General features: G+C 71.2%; 14 protein-coding genes and 1 pseudogene. 6 read left to right on the plus strand and 9 right to left on the minus strand.

Annotated elements, in window-relative coordinates:
• The first annotated feature begins 121 nt into the window (after positions 1–121).
• Positions 122–1732 carry a phosphoenolpyruvate carboxykinase (ATP) gene (gene pckA / locus B1759_RS01655; protein WP_095513290.1) on the plus strand — a complete coding sequence of 537 codons (1611 nt, stop codon included), beginning with the start codon at positions 122–124 and terminating at the stop codon, positions 1730–1732.
• A 29-nt stretch (positions 1733–1761) separates the two neighbouring features.
• Complete coding sequence (locus B1759_RS01660) at positions 1762–2133, plus strand: hypothetical protein (RefSeq protein ID WP_095513291.1); 372 nt, start codon at positions 1762–1764, stop codon at positions 2131–2133.
• Here the strand turns inward: B1759_RS01660 and B1759_RS01665 are convergent.
• The 5 genes and pseudogenes from B1759_RS01665 to pdhA form a co-directional block, all read right to left on the minus strand.
• The gene (locus tag B1759_RS01665; protein WP_158225061.1) at positions 2130–3650 is read right to left on the minus strand and encodes a DUF3667 domain-containing protein; all 1521 of its coding nucleotides are present in this window, start codon (positions 3648–3650) and stop codon (positions 2130–2132) included. The two genes, B1759_RS01660 and B1759_RS01665, sit on opposite strands and share 4 nt — an antisense overlap.
• A gap of 36 nt (positions 3651–3686) precedes the next feature.
• A complete protein-coding gene (locus tag B1759_RS01670) occupies positions 3687–4517 on the minus strand; it encodes a metallophosphoesterase (RefSeq protein ID WP_233134377.1) in 831 nt (276 codons plus the stop codon).
• Positions 4518–4557: 40 nt separating this feature from the next.
• Positions 4558–5877 (minus strand): dihydrolipoamide acetyltransferase family protein, encoded by a 1320-nt coding sequence (locus B1759_RS01675; RefSeq protein WP_095513293.1) that lies wholly within the window; start codon positions 5875–5877, stop codon positions 4558–4560.
• 78 nt (positions 5878–5955) lie between these two features.
• Positions 5956–6957 (minus strand): annotated as a pseudogene (locus B1759_RS01680) (pyruvate dehydrogenase complex E1 component subunit beta); the annotation flags it as partial.
• A gap of 57 nt (positions 6958–7014) precedes the next feature.
• A complete protein-coding gene (gene pdhA, locus B1759_RS01685) occupies positions 7015–8148 on the minus strand; it encodes a pyruvate dehydrogenase (acetyl-transferring) E1 component subunit alpha (RefSeq protein ID WP_095513295.1) in 1134 nt (377 codons plus the stop codon).
• Between the two features lie 183 nt (positions 8149–8331).
• Between pdhA and B1759_RS01690 the strand changes: the two genes are divergently transcribed.
• On the plus strand, positions 8332–9102 hold the full coding sequence (locus B1759_RS01690; protein ID WP_095513296.1) for a polyprenol monophosphomannose synthase: 771 nt from the start codon (positions 8332–8334) through the stop codon (positions 9100–9102).
• A 27-nt stretch (positions 9103–9129) separates the two neighbouring features.
• On the opposite strand, the gene murF is transcribed toward B1759_RS01690, so the two are convergent.
• Positions 9130–10425: a UDP-N-acetylmuramoyl-tripeptide--D-alanyl-D-alanine ligase gene (gene murF / locus B1759_RS01695; RefSeq protein ID WP_158225062.1), complete on the minus strand. Its 1296-nt coding sequence runs from the start codon at positions 10423–10425 to the stop codon at positions 9130–9132.
• 91 nt (positions 10426–10516) lie between these two features.
• Here murF and B1759_RS01700 point away from each other — a divergent pair, with 91 nt between their 5' ends.
• Positions 10517–12211 (plus strand): M20/M25/M40 family metallo-hydrolase, encoded by a 1695-nt coding sequence (locus tag B1759_RS01700; RefSeq protein ID WP_143537230.1) that lies wholly within the window; start codon positions 10517–10519, stop codon positions 12209–12211.
• 84 nt (positions 12212–12295) lie between these two features.
• On the plus strand, positions 12296–12865 hold the full coding sequence (locus tag B1759_RS01705; RefSeq protein WP_095513298.1) for a hypothetical protein: 570 nt from the start codon (positions 12296–12298) through the stop codon (positions 12863–12865).
• Between the two features lie 66 nt (positions 12866–12931).
• Here the strand turns inward: B1759_RS01705 and B1759_RS01710 are convergent, their stop codons facing one another.
• Together B1759_RS01710 and B1759_RS01715 are read right to left on the minus strand one after the other, a co-directional pair.
• Positions 12932–15742 (minus strand): S8 family peptidase, encoded by a 2811-nt coding sequence (locus B1759_RS01710; RefSeq protein WP_158225063.1) that lies wholly within the window; start codon positions 15740–15742, stop codon positions 12932–12934.
• 279 nt (positions 15743–16021) lie between these two features.
• Positions 16022–18961, minus strand: coding sequence for a sialidase family protein (locus B1759_RS01715; protein WP_095513300.1), 2940 nt, complete (start codon positions 18959–18961; stop codon positions 16022–16024).
• A 113-nt stretch (positions 18962–19074) separates the two neighbouring features.
• Here B1759_RS01715 and B1759_RS01720 point away from each other — a divergent pair, with 113 nt between their 5' ends.
• A complete protein-coding gene (locus B1759_RS01720) occupies positions 19075–19509 on the plus strand; it encodes a YkvA family protein (RefSeq protein WP_095513301.1) in 435 nt (144 codons plus the stop codon).
• A 65-nt stretch (positions 19510–19574) separates the two neighbouring features.
• Here the strand turns inward: B1759_RS01720 and B1759_RS01725 are convergent, their stop codons facing one another.
• Positions 19575–23030 carry a T9SS type A sorting domain-containing protein gene (locus tag B1759_RS01725; protein ID WP_095513302.1) on the minus strand — a complete coding sequence of 1152 codons (3456 nt, stop codon included), beginning with the start codon at positions 23028–23030 and terminating at the stop codon, positions 19575–19577.
• Positions 23031–23054: the final 24 nt, after the last annotated feature.

Below are 23054 nucleotides of genomic sequence, written 5' to 3' on the forward strand. Positions count from 1 at the left end.
ATAACGTGCGTTGCCCCCCGGCCCGGTCGTGGTGCCTGCGGAGACCCCGTAGTTTCGAACTCTGCGCCGCGCTCCGCGTCCAACTTCCGGAAGCGCTTCCTGTCGCCTGACTCCTCGATTCATGAATGCCCCGGAACCCGTCCTTCGCCACCTCGCCGAGCTGGGTCTCGACCGGACCCAGACGGTGTACTACAACCTCCCGTCGGCCCGGCTCATCGAGCTGTCCGTCCGCCGTGGCGAAGGCCGCCTGACCAGCGGCGGCCCGCTGGCCACCCGCACCGACCCCCACACGGGCCGGTCCCCCAACGACCGCTTCATCGTCCGCGAGCCCTCCAGCGAGGACGCCGTCGCCTGGGGCGCCACCAACCGGCCGATCTCCGAAACCGCCTTCGAGCGCCTCCACGGGGCGATGGCGCGCTATGCGACGGGTCGCGATGTGTTCGTGCGTGACTGCTACGCCGGGGCCGACCCGCGCTACCGCGTCCGCGTCCGCGTGATCACCGAGAAGGCGTGGCACTCGATCTTTGCCAACAACATGTTCATCCGCCCGGCCACGCTGGAGGAACTGGAGGACTTCGAGCCGGACTACACCGTGCTCGACCTCTGCGACTTCAAGGCGACCGAAAAGGTCAACGACGAGCTCAACTCGTCGACGTTCGTCCTCCTCCACCTCGGGCGCGGGCTCGTCCTGATCGGCGGGACGAACTACGCGGGCGAGATCAAGAAGTCCATTTTTTCTGCCCTCAACTTTTCCCTGCCGTCCCAGGGCGTGCTGCCCATGCACTGCTCGGCGAACGAGGCGGTCGGCGGCGGCAACGCGGCCGTCTTCTTCGGCCTCAGCGGCACCGGCAAGACCACCCTCTCGGCCGACGCCAGCCGCGTGCTCATCGGCGACGACGAGCACGGCTGGAGCGACGAGGGCGTCTTCAACTTCGAGGGCGGCTGCTACGCCAAGGCCATCCGCCTCAGCCCCGAGGGCGAGCCCGAGATCTACGCCACCACGCAGGAGTTCGGCACGCTCGCCGAGAACGTCGCCCTCCGGCCCGACCGGACCATCGACTTCGACGACGCGACGATCACGGAGAACACACGCCTCTCCTACCCCATCGACCAGATCCCGAACGCCAGCGAGAGCGGCATGGGCGGAATCCCGGAGACGGTCGTCTTCCTCACCGCCGACGCCTTCGGCGTGCTGCCGCCCATCTCGCGCCTGACGCCGGACCAGGCGCAGTATCACTTCCTGAGCGGCTACACGGCCAAGGTGGCGGGCACCGAGCGCGGAGTCACCGAGCCCAAGGCGACGTTCTCGGCCTGCTTCGGCGAGCCATTCATGGTGCTCCCGCCGAGTCGCTACGCCGAGATGCTCGGCGAGCGGATCGAGCAGACCGGCGCCCGCGTCTTCCTCGTCAACACGGGCTGGACCGGCGGACCGTACGGCACTGGCGAGCGGATGAAGCTCGCCTACACGCGCCGGATGGTGAACGCCGCGCTGGCCGGGGAACTGGACGACGTGGAGACACAGACGGAGCCGGTCTTCGGCCTCGCCGTGCCGGTCGCCATCGCGGGCGTGCCGGACGCCGTCCTGCACCCGCGCGAGACCTGGGCCGACTCGGCCGCCTACGACGCCAAGGCCGCCCAGCTGGCGGAGATGTTCGCCGACAACTTCGAGAAGTACCGCGAGAACGTCTCCGAGGCCGTCCGCCTCGCGGGGCCGCTGCGCGAGACGGCATAGCCACGCCGCGCGTCGTCCTCGACACGAACGTGCTCGTCGCCGCGGGCTTCCGGCCGGACTCTGCGTCCGGTCGGCTGGTCGCGGCGACGAGGGGCGGCCGCCTGCTCGCACTCTGGACCGACGCGACGCGCGCCGAGGCGAAGCGCATTCTCGGCCAGATCCCCCCGCTCGAAGACCAGGACCTCGCCCTTCTCTTCCCCGAGGCGGGACAGGTCGCGGCCCCGCTGGCCGTCGGCCCCGTATCGGGGGCGGACGGCGTCATCGACCAGACGCTCGCGGCGCTGGCGCTCTCTGCAGGCGCCCCTCTCGTCACCGCCGACCGGCTGCTGGCAGCCGCCGCCACGGCTGCGGGCGCGACGGTCCTCTCCCCCACCGAGGCCGAGCGGCGACTCGCCAGCTAGCTCAGCCGGAGCGCCAGGCCCGCGGCCACCAGGGTACCGATGCTCACGATCACCGTGTACATCATCGCGATGCCCGTCGCCTTCAACACAGTCCGTGGCCAGGATTGCCGGTAGACCCGCTTCTGGGCGAACAGGAAGTACGTCGGGATCGACAGGGCGAGCACCACCTGCATCTGGGAGACCCACGCACTGCCCTCCCCTCCGAGGCGGGTGACGATGAGCAACGCGGCGCCGACCAGGAACGTGAACGCGTGGACGTGCAGCCCGAACACGAGGTGTTCGCTGTAATAGGGGCTCCCGGCGTTGCGGACCGCCGCGCGAAGCTGCCGCAGCCTCCGAACCCTCCACGGCCGGAGCGCGGGGAGCGACCAGACCACGCCCCGAAGCCGCCGCACGGCTCCACGGATGCGCCGCCGTCGAGCCAGACGCAGCTTCTTCCGCCGGCGGCGGACGCGACGCGCCTCCCGCCAGCGTCCTACCGTCCACCACCCCAACGCGACCTGGGCGGCGGCCTGTCGCCACCAGGGGGCATCCGGCGCAGGCCGGGACGGCCGAGGCCGGTGCCGAGGCGCGGTCCCGGCCCCCGCCACGAAGAACAGCTTGAGCAGGAGCGCGAACAGCGGCAGGACGAGGAAGAGCGCCGTCGGCACCTGCTGGACGACGGCTCGCTGGTACTGGGCCGTCAGGAGCCGACGCTCGGTGGGCGACTCGGTCGCTTCGAGCCGCTGCGCGAGCCTGCCCTTCGCCCACTCGGGGATGCTGTCGTCGATGCCCTGGATCAATCCCTGCCCGACCGTGCTCACCTCCACGCGGCCGGTGTCGGCCAGAGCGGAGGCGACCGCGACCGGGAGCGAGGACACTGCGACGAGCGAGTCCTCGGGGAACGCGTCCAGCGAATCCTCCCAGGCCTGAAACAGCGTATCGGCCTCGGCGAGGTCGGCGGCCAGGGCCCGCAGCGAGTCGCCACGGCCGAGGCCCGGCAGGAGGACAGCCGCCGAGAGCACCGCGTCGCGCTCGATGCCATACACGTCCCCCCGCTCGTCGAGTCGCTCCGCCAGGTCCGCAGCCGTCAGCGTCGTGTCCGCGCGAACCGGGTCCAGCGTGATGCTCAGGGTGCCTCCCTGGAGCGGGTCCAGCAGCGACAGGAGGAAGAAGAACAGCAGCGTCGCCGTGAGGTAGAGCCGCAGCGGGCGCAGGTAGCGCGTCCGCCGACCGTCGAGGTACGCCTCGGTCAGGACGCCGGGACGAAACAGGAGCAGCCCGAGCGACCGCCACAGCCGACCGTCGAGGCCGAAGTACTCCGACACCGACTCGCCGATGAAGACGTGCGCGGGCTGTCGGATCGGCTGGTCGCGCTGCCCGCAGTCGGGGCAGAACTGGCCCGGCAGCACGGCCCCGCAGTTGAGGCACGTCGTCGGCGGCTGGTGCGCCAGCCGGTCCGCGTCGGAGACGACGGTGTCCTCCCCCGGCGGATCCGGGGTCACGAGGTCGGGCGGTGGGAGGGCGAGGTCAGGCACGGCGATGCGCGAACCTACGCGCGCGGCGCCGCCTCGTTACGAGAGGCTCCGCTCGAACGTCGTCCGCCGGGCCTCCTCGAACCCGCCCGACGCGGGGTCGAACTGCCGCTCGGCCACCGTGAACGCCGCCCCCTCGATCTCGACGCGGTTGTAGAAGTTGATGCCCTTGTTGGAGCCTCGCCCGCGCGACGACGTGGCCGTGCCCGCGCTCGCGATCACGAGGCCGGTCCGCCCCCCCGCCTCGACGGGCAGTTCGACCAACTGGACGTGGCTGCGGTGGAGGTGGCCGCACAGCACGAGGTCGACGTTCGCGCGCTGAGCCGCGTCGAGCGCGGCGCGAGCGTTGCGTGACACGTCGTGGTCCCCGAGTGCGTCGAGGTGGAGCAAGTGGTGGTGGAGCGTCAGCACGCGAAACGTCTCGGGAGGCTGCTCGGCGAAGAACGCCTCCATCTCCGCGACGTGGCGAGAGCGGATCCGTCCGCCCTTGATGGTCCACCCGTGCGCCGAGTTGAGCCCGAACGCCGCCAGCCCGTCGATGGCGAACGCAGGCGTCGTGTCGTCGGCGATGTACTTGCGGAACCGCTTGGAGGGCCGCCAGAGGCGGTCGACCGGGTGATGCCACCACGCCCGCACGTCGTGGTTGCCAGGGACCACCACCACGGGGGGCTCGAAGGCGTCCAGCATCGCCCGCGCCGCTCTGAACTCGTGCCGGCGCGCCCGCTGCGTGAGGTCTCCGGACACCACGACGAGGTCGACCGCGGCCGCGTTCACTTCCTCGACCAGCGCGCCGACCACGCGCTCGTCCGCGATCTTCCCGAAGTGGATGTCGGAGAGATGGGCGAGGGTACGGGATGCGGGTTCCATCATGGACGAACGCGTACCTCGCACCCCGGACTCCGTACCCGCATCAGACCAGCATGAGCGACGGGTTCTCCAGCATCGCCTGCACGTCGCCGAGGAAGGCGGCGCCGGTCGCGCCGTCCACGACCCGGTGGTCGCAGGTCAGCGTGAGCGCCATGCGCTTGCCCGGCACCACCGCGCCGTCCTTCACGACGGGCTCGTCGCGAATCCCGCCGATGGCGAGAATGCAGGCGTTCGGCGGGTTCAGGATGGCCGTGAACTCGGAGATCCCGAACATGCCCAGGTTGGACGTGGTGAACGTCGACCCCGCGTACTCGGACGGGTCCAGCTTGCCGTCGCGGGCGCGGCCCGCCAGTTCGCGCGTCTCGGCGGCGATGGCTGCGAGCCCCTTGCGGTCGGCGTCGCGAACGACCGGCGTGATGAGGCCCTCCGGCATGGCCACTGCGATGGCGACGTGGACGCCGGCGTGCTGCCGAATGACGCCCTCGTCCTCCAGGTAGCTCGCGTTGACGTAGGGATGCCGACCGAGCGCCGAGGCAGCGGCCTTCGTGACGAGGTCGTTGAAGCTGACCTTGGCGAGCCCCTGCTTCTCCGTCAGCGCGTTGATCTCGGCGCGGAATGCGATGGCCGCCGTCATGTCCACGTCCACCGTGAGGTAGAAGTGCGGCAGCAGGAAGGACTGGCCGAGGCGGCGCGTGATGGTCTTCCGCATCTGGGTGATGCGGAGGTCCTGACTGGCGTCCGTGGTCGCGGCGACCGGCGCCACCGCACTCGACGGTGCAGGCACGGGGGCGGGGGTCGGCGCCGCCGCGGGCACCTCGACGGGGGTGGGTGCCGAACTCGTGCCGCCCGCCTGGGCCGCCTCGATGTCGCGCTTGACGACGCGGCCGTCGGGGCCTGAGCCTGCGATGCTGGCGAGGTCGAGGCCCGCCTCCTCCGCCATCCGACGCGCCAGGGGCGACGCCTTGACGCGTCCGCCGTCAGTAGAGGGCGCCGCTGGCGGCACTTCCGTCGCCGCGCCATCGCCCGAGGCCTCGGGGGCGTCGACCGGCGCGACGTCGGTGGCCTCCGACGCGCTCGAGGCGCCGTCGCCGCCGTACTGGCCGAGGATGGCATCCGGGCTCTCGCCTTCCGACCCGAGGACGGCGATCAGGGCACCGATCGGCACCGAGTCGCCCTCGCCGACGACGCGCTTCAGCAGCACGCCGTCGTCGTAGACCTCGAGGTCCATGGTGGCCTTGTCGGTCTCGACCTGGGCGATCACGTCGCCCGCCGACACGCTGGCGCCCTCCTCGGCGAGCCACGCCACGAGGACGCCCTCCTCCATCGTGTCGCTCATCTTGGGCATTTCAACTGCAATCGCCATCGGGGTAGGGCAAAGGGGGGAAGGGGCACGAGGCGAGGGGCGCAGACAGGGAGCCGGTCGGCTCCTGCCCCCCGCTCTCTACAGGTAGAGCGTCTTCTTGACGGCCTCGATCACGCCCTCGGTGGACGGCATCCAGGCGGCGATGAGGTTCTTGGCGTACGGCGCTGGCACGTCCTTGGCGGTGACCCGCTCGACGGGCGCGTCGAGGTAGTGGAAGCAGTCGCGCTGGATCTGGAAGCCGATCTCGGCCGCGATGCCCCCGAACGGCTGGCTCTCGTCCACGATCACGAGCCGGTTGGTCTTCTTGACGGAGTCGACGACGGCCTGGACCGGGAACGGGCGGATCGTGCGCGGGTCGATGACCGTCGCCTCGATGCCCTGCTTGGCCAACTCCTCGGCCGCCTCCATCGCGAGCCAGTAGCTCTTCGAGTGAGCCACGATGGTCACGTCGTCGCCCTCGCGGGCGATGCGCGCCTCGCCGATCGGGATGATGTAGTCCTCGGCGTCCGACACCTCGCCACGCAGCCCGAACATCAGCTCGGACTCCAGGAACAGCACCGGGTCGTCGTCGCGGATGGCGGCCTTGAGCAGGCCCTTCGCGTCGTCCGGGTTGGAGGGCGCGATGATCTTGAGGCCGGGGACATTCGAGTAGAGCGCCTCGACCGAGTTCGAGTGCGTCGCGCCGAGCTGGCCCGCCGCGCCGTTGCCGCCGCGGAACACGATCGGCACCTTGGACTGGCCGCCCGACATGTAGCGCACCTTGGCCGCGTTCGACACGATCTGGTCGAAGCAGACGAAGGTAAAGTTCCACGTCATGAACTCGACGATCGGCCGGAGCCCCATCAGCGCCGCGCCGATGCTGAGACCGGCGAAGCCCGCCTCCGAGATCGGCGTGTCGATGATCCGCTTGGGCCCGAACTGGTCGAGCATGCCCTGGGACACCTTGTAGGCGCCGTCGTACTCGGCCACCTCCTCGCCGATCAGGTACACGCTCTCGTCGCGCACCATCTCCTCGGTCATCGCGTCGCGAAGGGCCTCGCGGAATTGCAGCTCTGCCATGTGTCGGTCGGTGGGGTCGTCGGCCTCGGGCGTCTCGCGGACGCTGCCGAGGCGAGGGAAGTCAGGGAATGGGACGGACTAGACGGTCGGCGGGAAGTGCCCGGACGCGTAGACGTCCTCGTACATGGTCTCGACGGGCGGCACCGGCGATTGCTCGGCGAACTCGACCGACGCCATGACCTCGGCCTTCACCTCCTCATCGATCGCCTCCAGCGCCTCGTCGGTCGCCAGGTCGTGGTTCAGGATGTAGAGGCGCGTGCGGACGATGGGGTCCTCGTTCTTCTTGGCCTCCATCTCCTCCTTCGTCCGGTACTTCTGGGGGTCGGACATCGAGTGGCCCCGATAGCGGTACGTCTGGACCTCGACGAAGTAAGGCTTCGTCTGGCCGTCGGTCTCGCCGCGCGCGTCGTCGCCGATCTGCTTGAAGGCGCCGTAGACCTCGAACAGGTCCATGCCGTCGATGACGGCCGTCTTCATGCCGTACGGGTAGCCCTGCTTGTAGAGCTGCGCGTCGCCGCGAGAGCGCTCCACGGAGGTGCCCATCGCGTACTCGTTGTTCTCGACGATGATGAGCGCCGGCACGTCGTAGAGCGCCGCGAGGTTGGCCGCCTCGTGGAACGCCCCCTGGTTGATGGCGCCGTCCCCGAAGAAGGTCATCGAGCAACCGCCGTCCTCCTTGTACTTGGACGCGAAGCCCATCCCGACGCCCACCGGGATCTGCCCGCCGACGATGCCGTGGCCGCCGTAGAAGTGGCGGCTGACGTCGAAGAAGTGCATCGAGCCACCCTTGCCGCGCGAGCAGCCGTCGATCTTGCCGAACAGCTCGGCCATGCCGGAGTCGGCGCTCATGCCACGCGCGAGCGCGAGCCCGTGGTCGCGGTAGGCCGTGATGATGGGGTCGGTGTCCCGCATCGCCCAGACGGCGCCGGTCGAAACGGCCTCCTGACCGATGTAGAGGTGCAGGAAGCCTGCGATCTTCTGGCGACCGTACATCTGGGCGGCCCGCTCCTCGAAGCGGCGCTGCAGCAGCATGTTGCGGTACATCGCCAGCACGTCGTCCGCGCTCAGGCCCAGCGACTCGTGCGTGTGGCCCGAGTTGCGGAAGATGGTGACGTCCGGGACGTCGGGCGTGAAGGTCGCAGCGCCGTTGGCGGACCCGTTGGAGGTCGCGTCGGCGTCGGGAGCCTGCTTCGTGGAGGTCGTACCGGCCATGAGGAAGGGGTGGTCGGGGAGGGCGGAGACGTACCGGCGACGGGGGTAGGGGATCCGCCGGGGCGAAAAGCTACCGCCGCCCCGTCCCTCGGCGCACGGCCGAGTGCACCCCGCCGCCGTCTCAGCCGTCTCTCAACGGAACGCAGGCATCGCCCCGCCGCATTCCCCCTGTAGTTTCCCGCCGTGGCCGACATCTTCCTCTCCCCCCCTGCTCCCGGCGGCGCCGTCGTCGTCGTCCCGACGTACAACGAGACGGCGAACATCGAGGCGATCGTGCGCCAGGTCCTCGGCCTGCCCGGCGACCTCGCCGTCCTCGTCGTCGACGACGGCTCGCCCGATGGCACCGGCGACCTCGTGGACGCGCTCCGCCAGCAGCACCCGGACCGCGTCGGGCTGCTCCGGCGTGCGGGCAAGCTGGGCCTCGGCACGGCCTACCTCGATGGCTTCCGGGTCGCCCTGGACCTCGGCTTCTCGCGCCTCTGCGAGATGGACGCCGACTTCTCGCACAACCCGAACGACCTGCCGCGTCTCATCGCTGCCTGCGCGCCCGAGGCAGAGGGGGGCCGGGGGGCCGACGTGGCCATCGGCAGCCGCTACGTGGACGGGCTCCGGGTGCTCAACTGGCCGCTGGGGCGCCTCGTGCTGAGCTACGGGGCGGGCGTCTACACGCGCCTTATCACGCGGCTCCCCATCCGCGACGTGACGGCGGGCTTCAAGTGCTTCCGCCGCGAGGTGCTGGAGGCCATCCCGTTCGACCGCGTCAAGTCGAACGGCTACTCGTTCCAGATCGAGATGAACTACCGCGCGTGGCGGCGCGGCTTCACCCTCGTCGAGGTGCCGATCATCTTCACCGAGCGCAGCGAGGGCGAGAGCAAGATGAGCAGCGGCATCGTGCGCGAGGCGATGGGCAAGGTCTGGGAGCTTCGCGCGCGGGCGCTGGTCGGGCGGCTGTAGCTGGGCGCAGGTGCCTTCGCGCTCCGGCTATGGAATCGCCTTCCACTGGGGCGACTGGCGCGGGAGTTCGGCGGCCGGGTCGAGGTCAGGGTGAAGCACCCCCTCCGACACGCGCTCCATCCGCGCGCCCTGGCTGCCCTTGACGAGCACCACGTCGTCCGGCCCGAGGCCGAGGTCGCCAGCCCGGACCGCCTCGGCGGCGTCGCGGGAGGTGGCGAAGAGGCGGAGTCGTGTCGCGTCGGACACCCGCATGGCCGCGTCGTGCATGATCGACCCGACGGCCCAGACGCGGTCGGCGACCTGGAGCGCCTCAGCGAGGACGCGGTGGTGCTGGTCCACCTCCGACGGCCCGAGCTCCAGCATGTCACCCAGGATGGCCGTCCGCCGCGCGCCGGGCAGCGACGCGAGCACGCCCAGCGCCGAGAGCGCCGCGTCCGGGGAGGCGTTGTAGGTGTCGTCGATGAGCGTGCTCCCGCCGACGCCCGCGAGCCGCCGGAGGCGCCCGGCCTCGGTGCGGATCGCCTCCAGCCCACGTGTGATCGCAGCGTCGTCCATGTCGAACGCACGGCCGACGGCGGTCGCCAGCAGCGCGGTGGACATCGCGTGGTCGCCGAGCATGGGGAGGATCGCCGTGATGTGGTCCGGGCGCACGTCGCAGTCGGGCGTGGTGCCGTAGAGAAGCACGCGGGCGTCGGTGACCTCGGCCATGCGGCGCACGCGCGGGTCGTCGCCGTTGAGCACCGCCGTGCCCGCCTCAGGAAGCGCGCGGACGATCTCGGACTTCTCGCGCTCGACGCCGTCGATGCTGCCCAGCGTCTCGACGTGCACCGGCCGCACAGTCGTGACCACGCCGACGGTCGGCGGGAAGGCGTCGCACAGTTCCTCGATGTCGCCGGGGAGGCGGGCGCCCATTTCGAGCACGAGGACCGTCTCGGGCGTCAGGTCGGCGTTGAGGAGCGTCAGCGAGAGGCCGAGTGGCGTGTTCTTGTTGCCCTCCGACCCCTTCACCGTCCGCGCCTGCTGGAGCACCGACACGACGGCGGCCCGCGCGGTCGTCTTGCCGACCGAGCCGGTGATGGCCACGACCGGACAGCCGACCTCGCGCACCCGCGCCGACGCCCGCTCGACGAGCGCCTGGATGCTGCTCTCGACCACCTCGACCTGGACCGTCTCCGGCACATCGACGGCCTCCTCGACGATCAGCGCTGTCGCGCCCTTCGCGACGGCGTCGGCGACGAAGGCGTGGCCGTCGTGGGTCTCGCCGCGGATGGCGACGTAGGTGTCGCCGGGCTGGAGGGTGCGGGTGTCAGTCGAGTAGGGCATGGGCAGGGAGAGGCGGGCCGGACGTACTCGCATCCCACGCGATGGTGCCGGGCCGAGCCGTAGACTTGAGGTCCGCCTCTCCCCCGCCCCGATGCGCCGACTTCTCCTGGTCCTCCCTCTCCTCGCCCTGGTCGCCTGCGGCGACGCCGACGCTCCGGCCGACGCGCCCGCAGCGCCGTTCGACGCCAGCACCGCTCCGGCGCCGCCCGAGGCGGCCCTGGCGGCCATCGACACGGTCGCTCTCCGCGCCCACATCGCCGCCCTCGCCGACGACGCGATGGGCGGGCGCGGCACGGGCACGCCGGGCGAGCAGCTCGCGGTCGACTACATCATCGAGCAGTTCCGCGCCGCCGGGCTGGAGGGCGGCATGCCCGACGGGTCGTTCACGCAGGACGTGCCGCTACGGAGCATCCGCGTCACCGAGGCCTCGCCGCTGACCTTCCGCCCCGATGTCGGCGAGCCCGCGTCGTTCGACTTCGTCGAGGACGCCGCGCTCGGCACCGACACCGACGCGGCCTCCGTCGCGCTCGACGGCGCCGACCTCGTCTTCGTCGGCTACGGCATCACCGCGCCCGGCTACGACTGGGACGACTTCGGCGACACCGACGTGTCGGGCAAGGTGCTGGTCGCCTTCGTCAACGACCCGCCTGCGACGGCCGAGGAGCCCGCCCTCTTCCAGGCCGACACGCTGACCTACAACGGCCGATGGACGTACAAGTACGAGGAGGCCCGGCGCCGCGGCGCGAAGGGCATTCTGCTGGTCCACACCGAGGAGATGGCCGGCTACCCGTTCGGCGTCGTCGCCGACGACGCGTTCGGCGCGCACCCCGCGGGCGCCGACGTGCCGGAGGGCGCCCTGGAGGTCCGCGGCTGGATCTCGCGGCGCGCGGGCGAGGCGCTGGCCGAGATGTCGGGCTCGTCGCTCGACGCCTGGATGGAGATGGCCGCACAGCGCGACTTCGCGCCGGTCGAACTGCCCGTCGTCGCCGACCTGACGATGGAGGTCGAGCAGACGGCCGACCTCGTCGGCCAGAACGTGGTCGCCAAGCTGCCCGGCCGCTCGGCGGAGGGGGTCGTGTTCGGCGCCCACCACGACCACCTCGGCACCAACGACGAGCTGGTGGCCGCGGGCCAGGACGGCATCTACAACGGCGCCGTCGACAACGCCTCCGGCGTGGCGATGATGATCGAGATCGCGAAGGCGTTCGCGGCAGCGGGCCAGATGGAGCGGACCATCTACTTCGTCACGTTCACGGCCGAGGAGGCCGGGCTGCTCGGCTCGGCGTACTTCGCCCAGAACCCGCCCATCCCGCTGTCCCAGATGGTCGCCAACGTCAACGTCGACAGCGGCAACCTCTACGGGCCCACCGAGGACATCGTGGGCATCGGCTCGGAGCGGAGCGACCTCCGCGGCCTCCTCGCCACGACGGCCGAGGCGGAGGGGCTGACCGTCTCGCCGGACGCCGCGCCCAACCAGGGGCTGTTCTTCCGGTCCGACCAGCTCGCCTTCGCGCGCGGCGGCGTCCCGGCCGTATTCATCAACACCGGCGACCGGTTCGTCGGCCAGGACGCGGACTACGGCCAGCGGATGCGCGACGCCTACCGCGCCGACCGCTACCACCAGCCGTCCGACGAGCTGACCGACGACCTCTCTTTCGGCGGCATCCTCCAGCAGACGCGTGTGGCCTTCCGTCTTGGCTACGCGCTCGCAGCGAGCGACCTCGCCCCCCAATGGCGTCCCTCGGAGGCCTTCGCGGAGACCCGCCGCCAGTCGATGGCGGACTGACGCGGCCTGCGCCCCCTGCAACCGGCGCCGCGCCATCCGTATGCCCCACCTCGGCATCCCGCTGGACGACCCCCTCCCCTGCCCATGACCCGCGCCCTGCTCCTCGCCCCCGCCCTGCTCCTCGCCGCCTGCGGCTCCCCGGACGCTCCCGACGAGCCCTCCCCCGACGACGAGACGATCCAGTCCGCCCCCGAGGCGGATAGTCCGACCGGCGACATCGACCTCGACCTCGGCGACCTCGCAGTCACCTCCGAGCTGCCCGGCTCCCTCGTCGACGTCGTCACCACCGACGACGGACACATCGAACTCGGCGTGACCGACGAGGTGCTGTTCTCGCGCCTCTCGGAGTCGCTCCGCGACGAGATCCAGTCCGAGATGGACGACGAGACGGCCGACGAGACCGGGCTCGGCGGCACCATCGCGAGGGCCGTCACCGGCGCCGTCGCCGAGGGGCTGGCGGCCAGCGTCAGCGTACCGCTGGACGAGGTCCGCGACCTCCGCTACGAGAACGGCCGCATCGAGATCGACATGGTGGACGGCCAGCCGTCGCCGTTCGAGAGCGCGACGTCCGACGACGAGCCGATGCTGTCCCAGTTCTCCGCGGACGCCGGGCGCCGCCTCGCGGACGCCTTCGACAAGGCGACGGGCCGGTAGACCTGAACGCAGCGCGGGGCGCCTCCCGAAAGAGACGCCCCGCGTCGGTGTCCTTCCCCAGACACGTTAGCGGACGACGGTCATCTGCCGGACGAGCGACTGGCCACCGGCGAAGAGGCGGTAGACGTACGTGCCCGTCGAGAGACCGGCGGCATCCACGCGGACCTCGTGACGGCCCTCGGCCATCGGGCCGTCCGCGAGGACGGCGACCTCGCGGCCGAGCACGTCGTAGACGGCGAGGCGAGCGGGACCGGCCTCGGCGAGCGTGAACGCGATCTGTGTCTCGGCGCCGAACGGGTTGGGCGCGTTGGCCTCGAGCGACACCTCACTGACGACCGCGCTGCTGCGGGCCGACGGCGCCGACGCGAAAGCCGCGCCCCCGGCGGCGACCGCATCCGGGTCCACGCTGTCGTAGATGTCGTGCAGGCGAACTGCCGCGACGGTGTAGTCGGCGCGGGTGACCCACGTGTTGGGGCCGAAGCGCGCCATCACCACCGGTCCGGGGATCGTGTTGACGATCGAGAACGTGGCGTTGAGCAGGCCCGCGTCGAGGGCCAGCTGCACGTAGCCGCGGTACTCGGCCGGGATCTGGTCGCTGTCTGCGAGGCGGATCCGCTCCCCCTGGAAGGTGGCGAACACGTCGCCCGTGTAGCCGTCGGCGACGCCCTGGAGGCCGAGGGCGCTCACGAGCGAGTACGCCAGTTCGGGGCGCGTCACGCCGCGGTCCGGCGCCGCCTCCCCCTCCACCAGCTGGAGCACCGGGCCGTCGAAGCCGTCGCGGTCCTTGAGCGCGCCGCCGTCGGCGAGAACGGCCTCGAAGTACGGCTGCAAGCCACCGGAGACGAACGGGAAGTCCGGCACGTCCTCGGGGACGGCCTGGCGGACGCCCGTGCCCATCACCAGGAAGCGCGCCATGTCGTTGCGGCGCAGGCGGACATCCGGCTGGAACCAGCGGTTGTTGACGCCGTCGGCCAGACGCTCCACGACCGCCGTCTCGATGAAGCCGCGGGCGGGGTGCCCCTCGGTGTCGTCGAGGCCGGTGAAGCCGTCCGTGGCCACCAGCGACACGACCGCGTCGATCTGACCCGGCAGCGCCGTGCCGTTGGTCACGCCGAGCGGGTCGAGGCCGACGCCCGAGACGCTCCCGATGCCGCTCACCGAGTACGTCCACGTCCCGGCCATGCCGGGCGCGGCGACCGCGGCGACCTCGCCGAGGACCGGCAGCGTGATGCCCGAGCCGTAGCGGTTGCCCGCCGGGTCGGTCAGCACGATCGCGATGGTGTTGGCCGGGACCGTCGCGCGGGCCTTCACCAGCGTCACGCCCTCCGGCACCTCGAACGACACCGTCTCGGGCTCGCCGACGGGGTTGAAGAAGGCCGACACCGGGAACGAGCCTGCGTCCACCAGGAGCGCCTCCGAGCGGAACGGCGCGAACTGGTTCACCATCCGCTGCGAGCCGACCGGCTGGCCGAGCACCGACGCGACCGCGGCGTGCGCGTTGACGTAGCCCGAGCCCGCCTCCCAGGGCTCACGCCCCGGCATGTTGGTCGCCGTCCGCTGCAGCACCGCCTTGACCTCCAGCGGGTCGAGCGTCGGATCGGCTTCCAGCAGGAGGGCCACGATGCCCGCCACGTGCGGGGTCGCCATCGACGTGCCCGAGATCATCGTGTAGAAGGGCAGAAACGCCGGGGGAATGGCGTCCACGTCGCCCTCTCCGCCGTTGGCGCCGCCGTTGGTCAGCGCCCGCGTCGAGATGATGTCGACGCCCGGAGCGGTGATGCTCACGTCGTTCGTGTAGGTCCAGGTCTCGCCGTCGTAGGTCTGGAAGTCGTAGCTCTCGCCCTTCTGGCCGCGGCTGGAGAAGTCGGCCAGCGCGCCGGTCTTCGTGCCCGCGCCGACCGAGATGACCCACGGCGCCTGCGCGTAGATGTTGTGCGTGTCCTCGCCCGGCCCCGAGTTGGACGCCGCGAACAGGACGTTGATGCCCCGCTGGTAGGCGCGGTACGACGCCTGCACGATCGGGCTCTCCGGCTGGAACTCACCGTCGGAGCCCCACGAGTTGGTGATGACGCGGATCGGGTCCTCGAACGAGAACTGGTGGGTGATGGCGTAGTCGAAGCCCCCTAGGCCGTCCAGGATCAGAATGACGCCGCCCGAGCCGTAGCCGACCAGGCTCGCGCCCGGCGCGACGCCCTCGTACAGGCCGCCACTGCGAACGCCCAGCCCGGCGACGGTGCCCGCGCAGTGCGTGCCGTGGCCCGAGTTGGTGTCCGTGTTGGGCGTGCCCTCGATGTAGGAGATCGGCAACAGGGTCGAGAGCGCGTTCAGGTTGGTCAGCGCCTGGACGTTCTCCAGCACCTTCGTGCCCATCGGCAGGTCCGCGTGCGTCGCGTCGATGCCCGAGTCGTTCACGACCACTGCGACGCCCTGGCCGGAGAACGGCAGGCCCTGGCTCGTGCGCAGCGACTGGTCGGTGCGGAGCCGGTCCACGCCCGTCAGCTGACGCGCGTCCTCGTTGGAGTACTGCAGTTCCTCGTTCAGCCACACCGACGTGACGCCGGGCAGCGACGCGATCTGTCCGATCTGGGCTGGCGTCGCGACGATGCCCGCGATCGGGAGGCTCTCGAAGAAGACGCCGCCGCCACCGAGCGCGCTGAGCGCGGTCCGCTGGACGAGCGAGAGCGGACCCTCCTGGTCGTAGGTCACGACGACCTCCAGCGTGGAGAGCGGGCTCGTGACGGAGGACAGGGCGTCCTGGAGCGAGGCGCCGAGCACCGCCCCCTGGGCGAAGGCGGGCGCGGCCACGACGAGCGCGACAAGGACGGTGAGGCGGCGGAGCCAGCGGACGGGCGCGGCGGCAGAAGTACGAATGGACATGTGGGAGTCGAAGGTGGAGAGAGTGGCCCCGAGAGGCACGCTCAACATCCTGGTTCGGCAGACTCTGCGAAAGCAGCGACTCACCCGGACCCGCGTCGGAATCGGGGAGCCGAGCGTGTCGGACAGATCCCACAACCGTCTCGATCGCGTTCCTCCCGCCCGCCGTGGCACCCCACCTCCCCGGGGAGCCTGTCCACCGGCTCGCAGAGGCGCGCCGCCACCCGACAGGGGCGGTTCATCGGCAGGAAGCACGCCTGTCGCGACCGCCTGATTCCCCGGTCAGGGCATCTTCTTCCGCGCCCGGCTGGGCGGCTCCGGCCCGGCCTCGACCGTCAGCGCCGCCGTGGACGTGTCGCGCCCGAGCGTCACCTCGACCGTGTACGCCCCCGGCACGAGGTAGAACGCCCCCGTGTCTTCCCCCGCCTCGGCGCCGTCGGCGAGGGCGCGGTCGGCCCGCAGGTCATAGGCGAGCAGGTTGAGGCCCGGCTCCGCCGCGTCGTTCCACTGGCGGACCACCGCGCCGGTGCTGTCGAGCACGCGCACGCGCGCCTCTCCGCTGCCCGTCGTCCAGTACGCGAGATCGACCGACGGCTCGCGCGGGTCGGCCCAGGTGTAGGACCGACTTCCCCAGTTCGACCGGTGCTCCGTCGTGGGCGGCTCGAACACGTGCAGCGCTTGGGCGCGGGTCTCAGGCGTCAACTGCGCCACCAGCCCCACGTCCGCGATCCAGATCGACCGCCCATGCGTGCCGACGACCAGCTCCCGCTCCCGCGCCTGCACCACCAGATCGTGCACGGGCACGTTGGGGAGCCGCACGCCCTCCTGCGCCGAGGCGAACGGACCCGCCGCCTCGGGAGCCGCGGCCCGCTGCCCGTGGAACGCGGCGAACGTCGCCCCGCCGTCCAGCGACACGTACAGCCCCCCGTCCGTCCCGACGTAGAGCACGTCGCCGTTCGCCGGGTCCTCCTTGGCCACGTTCACCGGCTCGGCGGGCAGGTCGGTGCCGATGCGCGTCCACGTCTGCCCGAGGTCGTCGGAGGTGTAGACGTAGCTCGCGAAGTGATCCCAGCGGTAGCCGTTCAGCGCGATCAGCAGACGCTCGCGGGCGTGGCCCGACAGCTCGACGCGGCTCACCCACAGGTCGGCCGGAAGCCCGGCGCTCCGGTCCTGCCACGTCCGCCCGCCGTCCTCGGTCACCCACACGTGCCCATCGTCCGACCCCGCCGCCAGCAGCCCGAACTCCAGCGGCGACTCGTGGATCGAAGTCAGCGTCCCGTACGGCACGTCGCCGGGGCGCCCGCCCGAGGTGAGGTCGTCGCTCAGCTCCTCCCACGTCTCCCCCCGGTCCAGCGACCGGTGGACGCGGTTGGAGCCGAAGTAGAGCACGTCCGGCAGGTGCCGGCTCAGCCAGATCGGCGTCTGCCAGTTGAAGCGGAACGGCCGCTCGCCCAACTCGTGCTGCGGCACCGTCCGCTGGGCGCGGCCCTCCCCGCTCCGATGCATCCGCGCGTAGTTGCCGAACTGGAAGCCCGTGTAGACCGTCCCGTCGCGATCGTCCACCTGGATCTGCATCCCGTCGCCGCCGAAGAGGCGCCGGTACGGGTAGTGGCCCTCGGCCTGCCACTCGGGCGACGCCTCGTAGGTGCTCGGCCCGACCCACACGCCGTTGTCCTGCAAGCCGCCGTAGATGTTGTAGGGCTCGGCGTCGTCCACCTGCACCGTGTAGAACTGGCCCACGGCGGGCGTGTTGAGCTTCGTCCACGTCGCGCCCGCGTCGTAGCTCAGGTTCAGGCCGCCGTCGTTGCCGGACAGCAGAAAGCCCGGCCGCGTCGGGTCGAACCAGAGGTCGTGGTGGTCGACGTGGACGTGGTCGGCGTCGGCGCGTTGCCACGTCGCGCCGCCGTCCACCGATCCGATCAGCGGGACGCCCAGCAGGTAGACCCGCTCCACGTCCGCCGGGTCCACCTTGACGATGCCGAAGTAGTAGCCGTACGAGTAGTAGAGGTCCTCGAGGAAGCCCTCATGGGTCCGTGTCCACGTCCGTCCCTGATCGTCCGAGCGGTACAGCTCCGCGCCGATGACCGGCGTATCGAACAGCTGCGCGTTGGCATCCTCCAGGTACGCCACGAGGTCAGCCGGAGCGATGCGCCCGTCGCGCACGTCCTCCAGCACCGACTCGGCGGTGTAGTTGTAGGGGACGTTGTTGGCATCCAGGAAGGCGTTCAGGTCCGCCTCGGTCAGGTCGAGGAACGCCTCACGAGAGATCGTCCGCAGCAGGTCCCGCGTGACGGCGGGCGCGTCCTCGTCGGGCTCGTCCGGCCGCCGCGCCTGGTTGTCGACGACCGCGAACACGGCCCCGCTCGGGTGCACGTCCAGCCCGATGCGGCCCACCTCGGCGCCCGTTGGGAAGCCCGACCCCTCGACGGAGAGGCGGCTCCACGTCGCGCCGCCGTCGTCGCTGGCCCAGATCGCCGAGCCCGGCCCGGCCTCGCGGAAGTCCCACGCCCGGCGCTCGCGCGTCCACGTGCTGGCATACAGCCGCGCCGGGTCGCCGGGGTCGCGGACGAGGTCGATGGCGCCGGTCTCGTCGTCCACGAACAGCGTCCGGGTCCACGTCGCGCCGCCGTCCGTCGTGCGGTAGACGCCGCGCTCGGGGTTGGACGAGTAGAGGTGGCCGACGGCCGCGACCGTCGCCACGTCCGGGTCGGCCGGGTCGAGGAGGATGCGACCGACGTGGTGCGTCTCCTCCAGCCCGAGGTGCGCCCACGTCGCGCCGCCGTCGGTGCTCCGGTAGACGCCCGTGCCGGCGTACGACGACCGCGACGAGTTGGCCTCGCCGGTGCCCACCCACAGCGTCGGCCCGTCGCCCTCCGGGTCCGCCCAGTCGACCGCCACGTCGCCGATGGTGAGGGTCGGCATCTGGTCGAAGAGCGGCGTGAAGCTGGCGCCGCCGTTGCGCGTCATCCACACCCCGCCGGAGGCGTAGGCGACGACGAAGGTGGACGGGTCGCCGACCTTCCCCTCGACGTCCGTCACGCGCCCGCTCATCACGGTCGGGCCGACAGACCGGAACGGGACCTCGGCGACCGGCGACCGCTCGGCCAGTCCGGCTCGCTCCACGGCCGCATCGAGGCGGACGGCGGCGGGGGTCGCCTCGGGGACGGGCTGGGCAAAGACGGGGGTGGCGAGCAGGCTCGCCAGGGCGAAGAAGCGGCGCATCGGTCGGACGGGTGACGTGCGAAGGTACCCGGTGCGTCGGGGCCGGGCACCTGAACCCGTCTCGCAGCGTTGGGGCGAGACCGTACGTTGCCGCTGCCTCCCCCCCGCTCGCCGTGTCCACCTCCGACCGCTCCACCGCCCGCCGCGGCCTCCGCCTCGTCCAGGACGACGCCGAGGATCTCGCCGCCCACCCGAGCCGCCTCCGCGCCATCATCCGCCGTGCGCAGACCCAGCTCCGCGACGACCGCAGCCGCATCGGCTCGCTCCGCGCCGACATGCCGCGCCTGACGCGCCTCGCCTCGGCCATCGCGCGCGGCGAGTACCGCCACCTGCCCTGGAAGAGCATCGTGCTCATCGCCGCCGGGCTCCTCTACTTCGTCACCCCGGCCGACCTGATCCCGGACTTCATCCTGGGAACGGGGTTCTTGGATGACGCCGTCGTGGTGGCCTATGTGATGAAGGCCATCCGCGACGACCTCGCGCGCTTCGAGGACTGGGAGCTCCAGAACGCCCCGGCCGACCCCGAGACGCTCAACCCGCCCTATTGACCCGACCCCGCCCACCTCGGGACACACTCCGAGGCGGGCGGGACTGCGCGGCCACCTCCGCGCAGTTACCGGACCACCGTGAGGCGCTGCGTCGCGTCGAGCGCCCCGGCCGTCAGCCGGACCACGTAGACGCCCGTCGAGAGCCGTGACGCGTCGAGCGGCACCGCGTGACGGCCCGCCGCCACCGGACCGTCGGCGACCACTGCCACCACGCGGCCCGTCATGTCGTACAGGGCCACCCGCACCTCCGACGCCTCGGCCAGGTCGAACGCCACCGTCGCGCGACCGAACGCCGGGTTCGGGAACGGCGCGCGGAGCCGAGTCTCGGTCGGCAGCCCCGCCGCCAGCGGAGACTCCTCGTCGTCCGTCGGCATACCGTCGACCGTGACCTCGCCGGCGGTGATTTCGACCACGGTCTCGTTCGGCTCCGCGAGGAAGTCGGTCTCCGGCACCTCCTCCCGTGCGGCGAGGGTCGCCTTCTCGAACTCGTAGATGCCGACCGCCAGCGTGTCCACGCCCTGCGTCCCAGCGTAGCGGCGGTAGGTGTAGAAGCCCGCATCCGCCTCCCCATCCAGCACGATCAGGGTCGCGTTGCGTGAGGTCTCGCCGGGCGCCAGGTCGAGCGGCTGCGCCCCCGTGAGGTCGATGGTGCTGCCGTCGGGCTGTGTCAGCGTGGTCCACGTCTGCGTCGAGATCGCCGCGCTGGTGGGGTTGGCCGTGACCGTCTTGATCCGGAACTGGCCGCCTTCCGGAGCCACGATGAACTGGCCTGCGGGCTGGAACCGTGAGATCGTGAGGCCGACCTCGGTGATCGTGACCACGACCTCGTTCGCCTCGACGGTCACGGTGGCTCCGATGCCGGGCTGGAGGCCCAGTTCGTCGAACTCCCCCGTGCACGCGGTCACGCACGTGAGGATGGTATAGGTGTCACCGACCTCCGGGGTGTAGCCGTCGAGGAACGCCATCCGGAGCAGGCCGCCGGGGGTGGCCGTGCCCGTCACCGCCAGCTGGCTGTACTCGGTGCCCGGCGTCGCGCCCGTGACCTCGATCCCGAGCGTAGCCTCCGCCGTCGGCGACCAGTCGCCCTCCCACATCAGCAGGCCCGGCGACGACCCCGGCTTGGTGATGCCGTCCAGCATCAGCGCGCCCGCGCCGAGGACATCCAGCGTTCCGTTTCCGCTGATGGCCCCGGTCGAGGCGTGCGTGAACGGGAGATTGATATCGAGCTCCCCGCTCTCGACGATGATGCGCCCTGCGTTCTCGAAGACGAGCCCCCCGCCGGTCACTTGCGTCAGCGTCCCCTCCCCTGCCTTGGTCAGCCGTCCCGAGATGGCATTGGCGAAGGAGCCCGGACCGGTCGAGCCGAGATAGTCGCCGGCGCCGGTCACGTTCCACACCGCCGCGTTCTCGACAGCCGCGGCCAGGTAGACGTAGAACGCGCCCGTGCTGGAATGCTCCACGGTGCCCTCGTTGCGCAGCACCACGTCGGCGTTGCGTACCCCACGCGAGCCGGTGGTACCGGTCAGCCGGATCAGGCCCGAGTTGAGCAGCGTGCCCGCGTCGAGGTAGTTGCCCGTCCACTCGATGCCCGTGCCCGAGAACGCCCACTCGGCATCCGCCCCGGCCACCATGTTGTCGTTGGTGAGCAGCGTGCCCGCCTGCTCACCCGAGACCGTGCCGACGAACGTCGCGCCGCCGGTGTTGAACCGGAGGACGGCTTCGCTGGCGGTGGTGAGCGTGGCGTCGGTGTGGAGCGAGGGCCTGTCGAAGCGGAACTCGCCCTCCTGTACGTCGATGACTCCGGCGTTGTCGAACGTGAGGCCGCCGCCGCTGACGGTCGACAGCCCGCCGCCGGATTTGGTGAGGGTGCCGGTCGACTCGTTGACGAACGTGCCCGGACCGGTCGAGCCGACCAAGTCGCCCGCGCCGGTCACGTCCCAGACGGCCGCGTTCTCGACACGCCCTCCCAGGTAGATGTAGAACGCGCCCGTGCTGGAGTGCTCCACGGTGCCCTCGTTGCGCAGCACCACGTCGGCGTTGCGTACCCCACGCGAGCCGGTGGTACCGGTCAGCCGGATCAGGCCCGAGTTGAGCAGCGTGCCCGCGTCGAGGTAGTTGCCCGTCCACTCGATGCCCGTGCCCGAGAACGCCCACTCGGCATCCGCCCCGGCCACCATGTTGTCGTTGGTGAGCAGCGTGCCCGCCTGCTCACCCGAGACCGTGCCGACGAACGTCGCGCCGCCGGTGTTGAACCGGAGGACGGCTTCGCTGGCGGTGGTGAGCGTCGCGTCGGTGTGGAGCGAGGGCCTGTCGAAGCGGAACTCGCCCTCCTGTACGTCGATGACTCCGGCGTTGTCGAACGTGAGGCCGCCGCCGCTGACGGTCGACAGCCCGCCGCCGGATTTGGTGAGGGTGCCGGTCGACTCGTTGACGAACGTGCCCGGGCCGGTCGAGCCGAGATAGTCGCCCGCGCCGGTCACGTTCCACACCGCCGCGTTCTCGACAGCCGCGGCCAGGTAGACGTAGAACGCGCCCGTGCTGGAGTGCTCCACGGTGCCCTCGTTGCGCAGCACCACGTCGGCGTTGCGCACCCCGCGCGAGCCGGTGGTACCGGTCAGCCGGATCAGGCCCGAGTTGAGCAGCGTGCCCGCGTTGAGGTAGTTGCCCGTCCACTCGATGCCGGTGCCCGAGAACGCCCACTCGGCACCCGCCCCGGCCACCATGGTGTCGTTGGTGAGCAGCGTGCCCGCCTGTTCGCCCGCGATGGTGCCGACGAACGTCGCGCCGCCGGTGTTGAACCGGAGGACGGCTTCGCTGGCGGTGGTGAGCGTCGCGTCGGTGTGGAGCGAGGGCCTGTCGAAGCGGAACTCGCCCTCCTGTACGTCGATGACTCCGGCGTTGTCGAACGTGAGGTTGCCGCCGCTGACGGTCGACAGCCCGCCGCCGGATTTGGTGAGGGTGCCGGTCGCCTCGTTGGCGAACGTGCCCGGGCCGGTCGAGCCGACCAGGTCTCCCGCCTCGGTCACGGTCCACTCCGCCGTGTTCTCGACACGCCCTCCCAGGTAGATGTAGAACAGCCCGGTGCCGCTGTGCTCTACCGTGCCCTGGTTCCGAAGCGTCGTGCCATTAACGCCGCGCGAGCCCGTGCTGCCGGTCAGCCGGATCAGGCCCGAGTTGGTCATCGTGCCCGAGGTCATGTACCCGCTCGTCCACTCGAAGACGCCGTTGGCCGAGATCTCGGCCGAGGTGCTGAAGGCGAGCGTGCCTCCAGCGACGAGCGTCTGGGTCCCCGATGTGGCCCCGAGGCGGAGCACGTCGGTGGTGATGCCACCGACGGTGACCGTGTAGGTGCCGTCCAGCGTAATGCAGGCGACCGATGTCGCCGTGGGGACGCCATTGTCCCACTTGCTGCCGTCCGCCCAGGCCCCGCCGGCGGCGTCGGTCCAGGACGTGGTGCAGGGTTGCGCGAGGGCCGCGGGCGCGAGGAGCGTGACGAGGAGAACCAGTAGCCGTCGTGTCATGGTCGTAGGAGAAGAGGTCGATCA

Source organism: Rubrivirga sp. SAORIC476 (assembly GCF_002283555.1).
Classification (GTDB): domain Bacteria; phylum Bacteroidota; class Rhodothermia; order Rhodothermales; family Rubricoccaceae; genus Rubrivirga.